Below are 13,438 nucleotides of genomic sequence, written 5' to 3' on the forward strand. Positions count from 1 at the left end.
TTCGGTTAGACCCTCATGGTGAGGAGCGCGGAACGCGCGCTCCGGACGATGCCGCGCATCGCCGCGAGAACCATGAAGGCCCGGCTCTCTCCCGCGGCCATCCTTCGAGACGCCCGCTTGCAGCGGGCTCCTCAGGTTAAGGACGACACTTGCTGCGCGGAGCGTTACCGCGTGAGCTGTTGAGCGTGCCGGTTGTCTGCGGTCGCTTCCGCCTCCGACCAGGATTGCGGCTTGACCTTGTCGCCGGCCGCGAATTTCTGGAAGCCTTCGACCACGACCTTGTCGCCGGACTTCAGGCCTTCGGTGATGAACCAGAGGCCGTCCTGCACCGAGCCGGTGCGCACCGGCTGCACCGCGATGTGATTGTCGTCCTTGACGACGAACACCTCGCTGCCGCCGCCGCCATTGCGCTGGATCGCCTGCTGCGGCACCGCGATCGCATCGGAATCGAGACCCTGGTCGATGCGGACCCGGACATACATGCCCGGGAGCAGCTCGCGCTTGGGATTGGGGAACTCGCCGCGCAACGTCACCTGCCCGGTGTGGGCGTCGACCTTGGCGTCGGAGAACAGCAGCTTGCCGTCGAGCGAATAGATGGTGTTGTCGTCGAGCACGAGGCGCACCTTGGCGGCATCGGCGGCGATGCGATCGAGGTCGCCGGTCTCGAAGGCGCGGCGGAGCTGGTTGAGCTCGGTCACCGACTGGGTAAAGTCGGCATAGATCGGATCGAGCTGCTGGATGGTGGCGAGATTGGTCTCGTTCTGCACGGCGAGCGCGCCCTCGCTGACGAGGGCCGCGCCGACCACGCCGTCGATCGGCGCACGCACGGTGGCGTAGTCGAGATTAAGCCTGGCCCGCGCGAGCTCGGCCTTGCGGCCCTCGACCTCGGCATGGGCCTGGCGTTCGGCCGCAATCGCCTTCTCGTTCTCGGCTTCGGGCGCGGCGCGATCCCTGGTCAGGGTGGCGATACGATGCGCCTGCTGCTTGGCCTGCGCCAATGCCGCTTCGGCCTTCGCCAGCGCGGCCTCGTTGGCCATGACCTCGACCTCGAACGGGCGCGGATCGATGCGGTAGAGCGGATCGCCGGCCCTGACCTCGCTGCCCTGGCGGAACAGGCGCTCTACCACGATGCCGGACACGCGCGGCCGGACTTCGGAGACCCGGGTCGGGGCGATGCGGCCCGGCAGCTCGCGCACCACGGCGCGCGGCTGCGGCTTGACGATAACGATGCTGACGTCAGGGGCAGGCGGCTGGGCGGCGGACACCGCGGAACTGGATTCCTCGCAAGCACCCAGCAGCGGCGCAAGGGCCGCGAGCATCATTGCAACGCATGCCGATCGCGCTCGAATTCCAAACATGAAGTGGGATGCCCCGATTGTTGAAACTGATCATGCTCGCGCGAAGCCCGTTCTGGACCTTTTGCACGCGGCTGATGCCGCCAAAATAGAATGCATCTGCTGCGATGCAACGCATGGCGCGGGCGGCTCATTGTCACACAGCTTATCCCGTTGAAATCAGGAGGCTTTTGCGGTGTAACTTGATTGTGAATCTAAGTTCCACCGGCGCGTGCTGCGGCGGAACACCGCAATTACTCGGCGGCCTTCATCCGGTAATGGCTGACGCCCCATTCTGTTCCGTCGGCGTAACCGAACAGGCCCGAGGTCGCGAGCAGGAACCAGCGCCAGCGACGCATCCAGAGAGCGGTCTCCTCGCCGTGGACCCCGTGCAAGGAGGCTTCGATGGCCTCGCGATGGGCATCGAAATTGGCCAGCCAGTCGTTGGCGGTGCGCTGGTAGTGCGTGCCGCTCCAGCACCATTCCTTCTCGATGGCAAAGATATCGTCGAACTGCCTGACGAGGTGATGGCTCGGCATCAGCCCGCCTGTGTAGACGTATTGCGCGATCCAGTCGTCGCGATCGGCCGGGTCAGGCAGATGCGAGCCGGACCGGTGGGTGACGACGTGCATGAAGAACCGTCCCTCCGGCGCGAGCCATGACCGCACGCGCGTCATCAGCTTGCGCCAGTTGCTCATCCGCTCGAACATCTCGACCGAGACGATCCGGTCGAACTGGCCATCGGGCGCGAACACGTTCATGTCGGCCGTGACCACGCGCAGATTCAGCAGCCCGCGCCGCCGCGCCTCCTCCTCGACGGAGGCGCGCTGCGCCTGCGAGGCCGCGACCGCCGTCACCGTCGCGTGCGGAAATTGCCGTGCCATCCACAGCGACAGCGAGCCCCAGCCACAGCCAAGCTCCAGAATGGCCTGGCCGTCGGTCAGGCCGGCATGCTCGACGGTCTGGCGCAGCGCCTCCTCCTCCGCCTCCCGCAAGGTGGTCGCGTCGGTCTTGTAGAAGCAGGAGGAGAATTTGCGTTTGGGGCCGAGCAAGTCGGCGAAGAAGGCCGCGGGCACCTCGTCATGCCCCGCTGCCGCGCCCTCGGCGATCGGCCGCAGCATCATCCGCCCGGCGAAGGCGGCATCGTCGCCGAGGCCCAGCCCGGACAGGCGCGTCGCCATGCGGGAGCACAGGCGCTGGATCGCGGCGCGGATCACCACGTCCGGCAGCGGCACACGCTCGGCAGTCCCGATGATCGCGGAAACGACGCTCATGCGCCCCCCGAATGGCGAACTTCTGCAGAGACCTGCTTATCAAAGCACCGCTTCCGGTCCGGGTTCCCCGAGCTGTCCCCGAAATCGGCGCATCCGGCGCTTTTTTTGGGCCGGCGCTGTGCCATAGTGCGCGCCGCAAGCAAGCTTTACGTAACGGATGATACCGGCATGCGGTCTGGCACTTCCCGATCCACCATGGACATCGAGTACACCAAACTGTCCTCGCCCAGCGTCTTCCTGGTGCGGATGCTGGTCTTCCTGGTGCTGTGCACGCTGGTGAGCGTGGTGCTCTACAAGCAGATCGTCCAGGCCTTCTTCGCCAATCCCGGGCTCAACGCCCTGATCGCGGGGGTGCTGTTCATCGGCATCATCCTGGCCTTCCGCCAGGTCATCCGGCTCTATCCCGAAGTCTCCTGGGTCAACAATTTCCGCGTCGCCGATCCCGGCCTGGCGCCGGCCCGCCACCCCAAGCTGCTGGCGCCGATGGCTGCGATCCTTGGCGGGGAGCGCTCGGGGCGGATGACCATCACCCAGACCACGATGCGGCACCTGCTCGATTCGATCGCGACCCGCCTGGACGAGGCCCGCGACATCTCCCGCTACATGACCGGCCTCTTGGTCTTCCTCGGCCTGCTCGGCACCTTCTGGGGCCTGATCGAGACGGTGGGCTCGGTGGGCAAGGTGATCGACGGGCTCAAGGTCGGGAGCGATTCCGGGGCGCTGTTCGACACGCTGAAGGAAGGCCTCGCCGCCCCGCTCGGCGGCATGGGCATCTCCTTCTCCAGCTCGCTGTTCGGCCTCGCCGGCTCGCTGATCCTCGGCTTCCTCGATCTGCAATCGAGCCAGGCGCAGAACCGCTTCTACACCGATCTCGAAGACTGGCTCGCCACCACAGTGCGCGAGTATGGCAACGGCGAGGCGCCTGTCGCGACCGGCGGCGGCGTCGCCAGCGGCGAGCTTCAGGCCGCGGTCGAACGGCTGCGGTCCGTGCTCGAGGAAGGCAGCGCCGGCCGCGGCACCACCGCGGCGATGGCGAGCCTTGCCGAAGCCATCCAGGCGCTGGTCTCGCACATGCGCACCGAGCAGCAGATGATCCGCGAATGGGCCGACGGCCAGGGCGAGCAGAACCGCGAGATCCGCCGCCTGCTGGAGCGGATCGCGCGCCAGCCCGAGAAGAGTTGAGACGGTGTTGTGCCCCGGACGCGACGCAGCATGAAATGATGCATCGCTGAGCCGGGGCCCAGCGTCAGGGACAAGATGGGTCCCGGCTCTGCGCAGCAGCGTTGCACGCTGCACCGCGTCCGGGACACAAGAGTGGAGACGGATGACATGGCCCTTGCCCGCGCCCGCCGCAGCGAAGGCGGTCTCAACTACTGGCCCGGCTTCGTCGACGCGCTGTCGACGCTGGTGCTGTCGATCGTGTTCCTGCTGTCGGTGTTCCTCGTGGTGCAGTTCTTCCTGTCGCAGGAGGTCACCGGCAAGGACAAGGCGCTGGAGCAGCTCAACGCCAAGATCGCTCAGCTCAACGAGCTGTTGTCGCTGGAGAAGCTCGGCAAGCTCACCCTCGACGACCAGGTCTCGTCGCTGAAAGCCGGGCTCGCCTCGGCCGAGTCCGAGCGCGACCGCATCAAGGGTCTCTATGACGGCTTGGCTGCCGCCGGCAACGATGCGCAAGGCAAGACCGCCGAGCTCGGCAAGGCATTGGACTCGGAGAAGGCGGTCTCGGCGCGGGCGCTGGCGCAGATCGAGGTGCTGAACCAGCAGATCAGCGCGCTGCGCCGGCAATTGGCGGCGCTGGAGGAGGCGCTCGATGCCTCCGAGAAGCGCGACAAGGAATCGCAGAACCGCATCGCCGACCTCGGCTCCCGCCTCAACGTCGCCCTGGCACAACGCGTGCAGGAATTGTCGCGCTACCGCTCGGAATTCTTCGGCCGGCTGCGCGCCATCCTCGGCAACCGCCCCGACATCCGCATCGTCGGCGACCGCTTCGTGTTCCAATCCGAAGTGTTCTTCGACACCGGCCAGGCGGTGCTGCTGCCCGAGGGCCGCGCCGAGCTCGACACCTTGGCAGCGGCGCTGATCGAGCTCGACAAGAAGATCCCGAGCGACATCCCCTGGGTGCTGCGCGTCGACGGCCATACCGACGTGCGGCCGGTGAGCGGCGCGAACTTCAGGTCGAACTGGGACCTGTCCGCGGCGCGCTCGATCTCAGTGGTGCAATATCTGGTCTCGCTCGGCGTGCCCGCCCAGCGCCTCGTCGCGGCCGGCTTCGGCGAATTCCAGCCGCTCGATACCGGCAACACCGAGGAGGCCTACAAGCGCAACCGCCGCATCGAGCTGAAGCTGACGGAGCGGTAGTGAGCGCGCTCCACCTCCGCCTTTACCGACTCGAAGACGAAGCCGTCGCGATCGATCTCTGGCATCGCACCTGGCAGCAGGCCTATCCGCAGATCGACTTCGCCGCACGGCTGGAATGGTGGCGCGAGCGCTGGCTGAGGGATCTGGTGCCGAAGGCCCAGATCGTGGTGGCGGAGCAGGACGGCGCGCTGGTCGGTTTCGTCACCATCGACGGCGAAGGCTATCTCGACCAGCTCGTCGTCGATCCCGCGCATTGGGGCTCCGACGCGGCAAGGCTGCTGGTGGACGAGGCCAAGCGGCTGTCGCCCTCGGGCGTCACGCTGCTCGTCAACAAGGACAATGCCCGCGCGATCCGCTTCTACGAGCGCAACGGCTTCGCCCATGCGGGCGACGACGTGAACCCGACCTCGGGGCGGCCGGTGTTGAAGATGGTGTGGAAGGCGTGAGGTCCCCGGTACTCTCCGCCGTATGAGGCGTCTACGCGCCCTCGAACTGCAGCCGCGCCAGCCGCGCATAGAGCCCGTTCGCCGCGACGAGCTCGGCATGCGTGCCCTGCTCGACGATCCGGCCCTGGTCCATCACCAGGATGCGGTCGCAGGAGAGCACGGTGGCGAGGCGGTGGGCGATGACGAGCGTGGTGCGGTGGCGCATCAGCTCTTCCAGCGCGGTCTGCACCAGCGTCTCGCTTTCGGCGTCGAGCGCGGAGGTGGCTTCGTCCAGCAGCAACAGCGGCGCGTCGCGCAGGATGGCGCGTGCGATCGCAATGCGCTGGCGCTGGCCGCCGGAGAGCGTCACGCCGCGCTCGCCGAGCGCAGTCTCGAAACCTTCAGGCAGGCGGCGGATGAATTCGGCGGCATGGGCGAGCTCGGCGGCGCGCTCGACCTCGGCATCGGTCGCATCGGGCCGGCCGAAGCGGATGTTCTCGCGGGCGCTCGCGGCGAACACCACGGATTCCTGCGGCACCAATGCGATGCGCGCGCGGAAATCGCCGGGGTCGGCGGACCTGACCGGCACGCCGTCGAGCAAGATCGTCCCGCTGCGCGGATCGTAGAAGCGCAGCAGCAGATGAAAGATGGTGCTCTTGCCGGCCCCGGAGGGACCGACGATCGCGACCTTCTCGCCGGGGCGCACGGTGAACGACACCGCGTCGAGCACCTTGACGTCGGACCGCGCCGGATAGGCGAAGCTGACCCGATCGAAGCCGACCTCGCCGCGCGCCGGCACCGGCAGCGCAAGCGGCGTCGCAGGCGCGGTGATCTCGGGCTTGACGTGGAGGATCTCGAACAGGCGCTCGGCCGCGCCCGACGCCGCCGAGACCTCGCCCCAGACCTCGCTGAGCTGGCCGAGCCCCGCTGCGGCGAACACCGCATACAGCACGAACTGGCCGAGCCGGCCCGGCGTGATCGCGCCGGTGAGCACGTCATGCGAGCCGATCCAGAGGATGGCGACCACGCTTGCGAACACGATGAAGATGATGATCGCCGTGAGCACGGCGCGGGCCTGGGTCGAGGTGCGCGCGGCTTCATAGGCCTGCTCGACCTCGCCGCCGAAACGCTTCTCGGCAAATTGCTCGCTGGTATAGGCCTGCACGGTGCGGATCGCGCCGACCAGCTCGCCGGCATAGGCGGAGGCGTCGGCGAGCGTGTCCTGCGCATTGCGCGACAGGCGCCGCACCCAGCGCCCGAACGCCACCAGCGGCAGCACGATCAAAGGGATGGCCAGCAGCACGAAGCCCGACAGCTTCGGGCTCGTGATCACCATCATCGCCGTCGCGCCGAGGAACATCATCAGGTTGCGCAGCGCGATCGAGACGGAGGCACCGACCGCCGATTTCAGCTGGGTGGTGTCGGCAGTGAGGCGCGAGATCAATTCGCCGCTGCGGGCGGAATCGAAGAAGGCGGGAGAGAGCGACAGCAGATGGGCGAAGACGTCGCGCCGGAGATCGGCGACGATGCGTTCGCCGATCGTCATCACGAGGTAGTAGCGCGCGGCACTGGCGATCGCGAGCACGGCGACGACCGCGAGCATCACCGAGAAGTAGCTGTTGATCAGCTCGATGCCCTCGGGCGTCAGGCCGAAATCGATCATCCGGCGCACCGCGACCGGCACCAGCAGCGTGGTCAGCGCGGCGATCGTGAGCGCGACGAAGGCCAGCGCCGCGCGACCGCGATAGCGGATCACATACGGCGCGAGCGCGAGCAGCGGCCGCAACTTGGCGCGGCCCTTGGCCGGCGCTTCGATCAGCTCGGCCTCGATCGAGGGATTGTCCGCGGCGTTCATTGCGGGCCGTTCGACATCGTGGTCATCCAGCCGTTCCACTGCGCTCATGAGATCCGACCCGTTGCATTGATCTGCTCCCAATAGGCCGGTGCAGGAGTAGTGGCAAATCCGGGAAGTCCCTTAGGGGCAAACCCGGTCCAGCGCGCGGGCATGGCTTGTTTTGCGGGGTTTCGTGAGGTATAGAGCCGCCCAAATCCGTCATTCGCGAGCCACCCAAGAAGGCGCCGGAGCGCCGAGGAATTGCCATGAAAGCCGAAATTCACCCGAATTATCATACGATTAAGGTCGTCATGACCGACGGAACCGAGTACCTGACCCGCTCGACCTGGGGCAAGGAAGGCGACACGCTGAACCTCGACATCGACCCGAAGTCGCACCCGGCCTGGACCGGCGGCTCCGCCCAGATCATGGACCGCGGCGGCCGCGTCTCGCGCTTCCAGAAGAAGTTTTCGGGCTTTCTCAAGAAGGATTGAGCCGGCCGCAAGGCTGGAGATGAAAACGCCCCCGGGGAGACCGGGGGCGTTTTTTGTTTCTAGCCGTCATTCCGGGGCGCGACAAAGTCGCGAGCTACGATGCGCAATTGCGCATCTGAGAATCCATAACCTCGATCGGGAGTATGGATTCCGGGCCCGCGCCAAGAGGCGCGTCCCGGAATTACGATTGTTGATAGACCCTACCGCTCGAACGCGGCCTTCAGCGCGTTGAGGTGCGGCACCAGCGGGTTGCCGATCGTGGCCTGCTCGGCCGGCGGGGTGTGGATCGTGCTGTCGAGGCGGCGGACGCGGGTCTGCAGGCTCATCGAGCGATGGATCAGGTCCTGAAGCTGCGCGGGCAGCTTCTCGATGGTGTCGGCGGGACCGGGATCGGCGGCGGTGAGCTTGACCTTGGTCTTCTCGCGATTGGCCTGGCTTAGCGTCATCTCGCCTTCCTTGACCGCGCGGTGCAGCAGCAGCCAGGAGGCGAGCTGCATCAGGCGCGTGGTGAGGCGCATGCTCTCGGTCGCATAGGTGAGGCTGACGGCGCGGTCGAGCGCCTTGGCCTCGACGCGGCCGGCGCCGTCGAGATAGGCGGCGGTCTCCTCGACGAGGTCCATGCCCTCACGGAACAAATTGCCGAACGCCGCAGAATTGGTGAATCGCTCACTGAGCTGAACGAGCGCGCCGTCGGCCTGCAAACGTTCCATGGTTAACGCCTCTTACGCAACTGTTTGACTGCCCGGCTTTGCCGCCGGCTTATGATGAACAAATCATTGCGCGGGCGGGACGCGGAGTCCAGTGACAAGCGCGGATATGGTTTCCGCGGGTCAATCCTTTCGAATGCAACCGGGATGAGAGGTGCAAACCGGGCAGTGAACGCAAAAAAAGAGCCGCCGGAGACCGGCGGCTTTGAAAGTTGATAACAGGGAGGCGTCAAACAGAGTGGACAGGAGCCACTCGGTGTCCAAACGAGGACAGTTCCAGTCATAAACCCGAAAGCTTAATCTGAAGTAAACGAGCTAATTTTTTCAGAGTTCATTAGTCATGTGAGCCAGTGGCCGAGTGTGCTGCGGGAACAGACTCTCCGTCGTCATTCCGGGGCGCGACGAAGTCGCGAGCTACGATGCGCAATTGCGCATCTGAGAATCCATAACCACGAGCGGATGGAACGGCCCGGCTCTCTTGGCGCGCCCTTTTGCAAGAGCCTGGATTATGGATTCCGGGCTCGCTGACGCGCCGCCCCGGAATGACGAAGCGGAGAAAGTTCGGCCCACGCGTCCGGGACGACAGTCGTTGTGTGGCGACCACTACGACTTGAAAATACTGTTCGCCGCATCGCGCGAGGCGCGCTTCTTGGCGGCGGCTTCTTCCAGTCTTGCGATCTCGGTCTTGAGCAGCGCCACGCGCTCGGTCAGTTCCTCCACTGACAAAAGTGAGAGGTCCTGTCCAATTTCATGACTGATCTTCTTGGGCGGGCGGTCGTCGTCTTCGATCGGCATCGTCGCTCCTCCTCTCCGTCCGCGGGTCGGACCAGATGGCCTGAGGCGGTTGCCAGCCTGCACCGCGCTGGCTAAGCAAGGGCCTCGTTTCCTCCCGCACTTTTGCTCAAGGACACATCATGGACAAGCTGCCCGCGCAAATGACCGTGGTCGCCATCTCCAAGCCCGGCGGGCCGGAGGTGCTGGTGCCGGAGCAACGCAGTGTTCCGCAGCCAGGCCCCGACGAGATCCTGGTCAAGGTCGAAGCTGCCGGCGTCAACCGGCCCGACGTGGCGCAGCGCTCCGGCGCCTATCCGCCGCCGCCCGGCGCCAGCGACCTGCCCGGCCTCGAGATATCAGGCGAAGTCGTTGCGGTCGGCAGCAACGCCAAGCGGCACAAGGTCGGCGACAAGGTGATGTCGCTGGTCGCCGGCGGCGGCTATGCGCAGTACTGCATCGCCCAGGACGCCCAGGCAATGAAAGTGCCGCCGGCGCTGTCGATGAAGGAAGCCGGCGCGCTGCCGGAAACCCTGATGACGGTCTGGCACAACGTGTTCGAGCGCGGCGGCCTCAAGGCCGGCGAGACGCTGCTGATCCATGGCGGCTCCTCTGGCATCGGCACCATGGCGATCCAGCTCGCCAAAGCCTTCGGTGCGAAAGTGTTCGTCACCGTGGGATCGCAGGACAAGATCGACGCCTGCCTCAAGCTGGGGGCCGACCGCGCCATCAACTACAAGAACGAAGACTTCGTCGCCGTGGTCAAGGAAGAGACCAACAACGTTGGCGTCAACCTGATCCTCGACATGGTCGCCGGCGACTATGTCGATCGCAACTATGATGCCGCCGCGGTCGACGGCCGCATCGTCCAGATCGCGACCCTCAACGGCCCCAAGGTCAGCGTCAACATCGCCAAGGTGATGGTCAAGCGCCTGACCCATACCGGCTCGACCTTGCGCCCCCGTAGTAATGCGGACAAGGCGGCGATGGTGGCCGCTATCGAGCAGAAAGTGATGCCGCTTTTGCGCGAAGGCCGCGTCAAGCCGGTGATGGACAGCACTTTCCCGCTGGAAAAGGCGGCAGACGCCCACCGGCGCATGGAAACGAGCGCACATATTGGCAAAATTGTGTTGGAGGCCTAGGCCGCTGGCCCACAGGGCAAGCCGGAAACCCTTTGATTTTCCTCGCTTTCGTGGCATCTATCGCGACGCACCGAACCGCATCGGTCCGGTCTGAAATCGCCTACTAGATTTGCCTTGCACTGACGAGTTTGCGTCGAACGCGGAGAACTGACCTTGCGTCTGATCAGGTGCCTCGCGCCCATCGCGCTGGGCCTCATGATTCTTGTCGCCGCGTATCCTGCGCGCGCGCTCGACGCCGTCAGCGTCCGTAGCGACGCGCCCGCGATCGACCTCACCGGCGTGCTCGAGCATCAGCGCAGCGATGCCGATCGTATCCAGGTCTCCACCGCACCCGGCACCGACGGCATCGTCCGCCGCATCGAGGTGCGCGCCCGCGAGGGCGGACAGAACTGGGTGGTGTTCGCGCTCGCCAACAACACCGACGACCAGCTCGACCGCCTGATCGTCGCTCCGCATTACCGCATCGTCTCCTCGGGATTGCTCTGGCCCGACCTCGGCCTGTCGCGCATCGCGACCATCACGCCCTCGATCGGCGACCGCCCGGAACGGCAGGAAAGCGCCACCGCGGACGTGTTCCGCATCACGCTCGACCCCGGCGCCGTCGTCACCTTCGTTGCGGAGCTGCGCACCGACAAGCTGCCGCAGCTCTATCTGTGGGAGCCGGAAGCCTACAAGGACAAGGTCAACTCCTTCACGCTGTACCAGGGCATCGTGATCGGCATCTCCGGGTTGCTCGCGCTGGTGCTGACCATCCTTTTCGTGGTGAAGGGCAGCATCATGTTCCCCGCCGCGGCGGCGCTGGCCTGGGCGGTGCTGGTCTACATCGGCGTCGATTTCGGCTTCTGGGGCAAGGTGCTCGACATGTCGAACAACGCCGAGCGCATCTGGCGCGCGGCGGGCGAAGCGATCCTGGCGGCGACACTCCTGGTGTTCCTGTTCGCCTATCTCAATCTCAGCCGCTGGCACGTGCGCTATTCGCACATCACGGTCGGCTGGCTCGCGTTCCTTGGCTCGCTGGTGGCGCTCGCGCTGTTCGACCCGGCGGTGGCTTCCGGCATCGCACGCATCTCGCTGGTGCTGATCGCCTTCGCCGGTTTCGCGCTGATCGTCTATCTCTCCACCCACGGCTTCGACCGCGCCGTGCTCTTGATCCCGACCTGGTTCCTCCTCGTGGTCTGGGTGGTCGCGGCCGGCATGACGGTGGCGGGCTCGGTCACCAACGACATCGTCGGCCCGGCCCTGCTCGGCGGCCTCGTGCTGATCGTGATGCTGATCGGCTTTACGGTGATGCAGCACGCCTTTGCCGGCGGCGGCGCCAGCACGGGCGTCGTCTCCGACATCGAGCGGCGCGCTTTGGCGCTGGCCGGCTCCGGCGACCTGATCTGGGACTGGGACGTATCCGCCGACAAGGTGTTCACCAGTCCCGAGACCGAAGCCCTGCTCGGGCTGAAGCGCGGCACGCTGGAAGGCCCGGCGGCGTCTTGGCTAGAGGTGCTGCATCCGCTCGACCAGGACCGTTTCCGCGCCGCGCTCGACAGCGTGCTCGACCAGCGCCGCGGCCGCCTCGTGCAGGATTTCCGTCTGCGCACGCCGGACGGTCATTTCATGTGGTTCGCGCTCAAGGCGCGCCCGGTGGTCGGCTCGGACGGCGAGGTCTCGCGCGTGGTGGGCACGCTGACCGACGTCACCGAGCTGCGCAACGCCGAGGAGCGCCTGCTGCACGATTCCGTGCATGACAATCTCACCGGCCTGCCCAACCGAAAACTGTTCATGGACCGGCTGGGCGCGGTCGCGCATTTCGCCAAGACCATGCCGACGCTGCGGCCGACGCTGATGGTGATCGACCTCGACCGCTTCAAGCAGGTCAACGATTCCGTCGGGATCGCGGTCGGCGATTCCATCCTGCTCACGCTGGCGCGCCGTCTCACCCGCATCCTGAAGCCGCAGGACACGCTGGCCCGGATGGCCGGCGACCAGTTCGGCCTGATCCTGCTGTCGGAGCAGGACCCGGCCCGCATCACCGCTTTCGCCGAGACCATCCGCAAGACCATCCGCGCGCCGATCGCCTTCAACGACCGCGAGATCTTCCTCACCGCGTCGATCGGCCTCGCGCTGTCCGATCCGCAAACCCAGCTCACGGACGAGATCATCAAGGACGCCGAGCTGGCGATGTATCACTCCAAGCGGATCGGCGGCGACCGCATCGACGTCTACAAGCCGGCGATGCGGGCGCGCAAGACCGACCGCCTGACGCTGGAGAGCGAGTTGCGCCGCGCCATCGAGCGCCAAGAGATCACGATCCTGTACCAGCCGATCGTGCGGCTGGAGGATCGCTCCATCGCCGGTTTCGAGGCCCTGGCGCGCTGGGACCACCCGAAGCTCGGACGCATGGCGCCCTCCGAGTTCATCACCATCGCCGAGGAGACCGGGTTGATCGTCGACCTCGGCATGTTCGTGCTCGACCAGACCGCCAAGCAGCTTTCGGTGTGGCAGCGGGCGATGCGCTCGCGCGAGCCGATCTTCGCTTCCGTCAACGTCTCCTCGCGGCAGCTGCTGCGCCACGATTTGATCCACGATGTCCGTACCGTGCTGTCGCGCTCCTCGGTGGCGCGCGGCACGCTCAAGCTCGAGCTGACGGAATCGCTGGTGATGGAGAATCCGGAGCACGCAGCCCAGATGCTGACCCGGATCCGCGAGCTCGGCACCGGGCTGTCGCTCGACGATTTCGGCACAGGCCACTCCTCGCTGGCCTATCTGCAGCGCTTCCCGTTCGACACTATCAAGATCGACCAGTCGTTCGTACGCACCACCAGCCGCGGCACCCGCCCCGTGATCCTGAAGTCGATCATCGCGCTCGCGCATGACCTCGGCATGGACGTCGTCGCCGAAGGCGCCGAGACCGATTCGGACGCCGTCGAGCTCTACCAGATGGGCTGCGAATACGCGCAAGGTTTTGCCTTCGGCGAGCCGATGGACGCGGACGCGGCGATGCGTCTGCTCACGGAAGTGCGGCTGGAAGCTGCGAGTTGATCTTCCCCTCTCACCTTGCGGGAGAGGGTCCGCTCGCAAGCGAGCGGGGGTGAGGGGTATCTCTCCCCA

At 66.1% G+C, this 13,438-nt stretch carries 11 protein-coding genes; 6 read left to right on the forward strand and 5 right to left on the reverse strand.

What is annotated here, in order from left to right:
- Nucleotides 1-164: 164 nt before the first annotated feature.
- A complete protein-coding gene (locus tag I6F16_RS13930; protein WP_035998298.1) occupies nt 165-1,322 on the reverse strand; it encodes an efflux RND transporter periplasmic adaptor subunit in 1,158 nt (385 codons plus the stop codon).
- Nucleotides 1,323-1,588: 266 nt separating this feature from the next.
- The gene (locus tag I6F16_RS13935) at nt 1,589-2,608 is read right to left on the reverse strand and encodes a cyclopropane-fatty-acyl-phospholipid synthase family protein (protein WP_035998295.1); all 1,020 of its coding nucleotides are present in this window, start codon (nt 2,606-2,608) and stop codon (nt 1,589-1,591) included.
- Between the two features lie 168 nt (nt 2,609-2,776).
- Here I6F16_RS13935 and I6F16_RS13940 point away from each other — a divergent pair, with 168 nt between their 5' ends.
- The 3 genes from I6F16_RS13940 (at nt 2,777) to I6F16_RS13950 (ending at nt 5,412) form a co-directional block, all read left to right on the forward strand.
- The gene (locus I6F16_RS13940) at nt 2,777-3,790 is read left to right on the forward strand and encodes a flagellar motor protein MotA (protein ID WP_225111695.1); all 1,014 of its coding nucleotides are present in this window, start codon (nt 2,777-2,779) and stop codon (nt 3,788-3,790) included.
- Nucleotides 3,791-3,937: 147 nt separating this feature from the next.
- On the forward strand, nt 3,938-4,966 hold the full coding sequence (locus I6F16_RS13945; protein ID WP_036021776.1) for a peptidoglycan -binding protein: 1,029 nt from the start codon (nt 3,938-3,940) through the stop codon (nt 4,964-4,966).
- A complete protein-coding gene (locus I6F16_RS13950; protein ID WP_225173819.1) occupies nt 4,966-5,412 on the forward strand; it encodes a GNAT family N-acetyltransferase in 447 nt (148 codons plus the stop codon). Before I6F16_RS13945 ends, I6F16_RS13950 begins: the two co-directional genes overlap by 1 nt.
- 31 nt (nt 5,413-5,443) lie before the next feature.
- On the opposite strand, the gene I6F16_RS13955 is transcribed toward I6F16_RS13950, so the two are convergent.
- On the reverse strand, nt 5,444-7,294 hold the full coding sequence (locus I6F16_RS13955; RefSeq protein WP_035998285.1) for an ABC transporter ATP-binding protein/permease: 1,851 nt from the start codon (nt 7,292-7,294) through the stop codon (nt 5,444-5,446).
- A 197-nt stretch (nt 7,295-7,491) separates the two neighbouring features.
- Between I6F16_RS13955 and rpmE the strand changes: the two genes are divergently transcribed.
- Nucleotides 7,492-7,719 carry a 50S ribosomal protein L31 gene (gene rpmE, locus I6F16_RS13960; protein ID WP_027573780.1) on the forward strand — a complete coding sequence of 76 codons (228 nt, stop codon included), beginning with the start codon at nt 7,492-7,494 and terminating at the stop codon, nt 7,717-7,719.
- A gap of 200 nt (nt 7,720-7,919) precedes the next feature.
- Here rpmE and I6F16_RS13965 read toward each other — a convergent pair whose 3' ends face one another.
- Nucleotides 7,920-8,429, reverse strand: coding sequence for a DUF1465 family protein (locus tag I6F16_RS13965; RefSeq protein ID WP_035998279.1), 510 nt, complete (start codon nt 8,427-8,429; stop codon nt 7,920-7,922).
- Between the two features lie 600 nt (nt 8,430-9,029).
- On the reverse strand, nt 9,030-9,221 hold the full coding sequence (locus I6F16_RS13970; RefSeq protein ID WP_225173820.1) for a DUF1192 domain-containing protein: 192 nt from the start codon (nt 9,219-9,221) through the stop codon (nt 9,030-9,032).
- A 119-nt stretch (nt 9,222-9,340) separates the two neighbouring features.
- Between I6F16_RS13970 and I6F16_RS13975 the strand changes: the two genes are divergently transcribed.
- Nucleotides 9,341-10,339, forward strand: coding sequence for an NAD(P)H-quinone oxidoreductase (locus tag I6F16_RS13975; protein ID WP_225173821.1), 999 nt, complete (start codon nt 9,341-9,343; stop codon nt 10,337-10,339).
- Nucleotides 10,340-10,492: 153 nt separating this feature from the next.
- Nucleotides 10,493-13,369 (forward strand): EAL domain-containing protein, encoded by a 2,877-nt coding sequence (locus I6F16_RS13980; protein ID WP_035998272.1) that lies wholly within the window; start codon nt 10,493-10,495, stop codon nt 13,367-13,369.
- Nucleotides 13,370-13,438 lie beyond the last annotated feature (69 nt).

Origin of the sequence: Bradyrhizobium sp. IC4060 (genome assembly GCF_020193715.1) — a bacterium.
In the GTDB taxonomy this organism is placed as follows: Bacteria; Pseudomonadota; Alphaproteobacteria; order Rhizobiales; family Xanthobacteraceae; genus Bradyrhizobium; species Bradyrhizobium yuanmingense.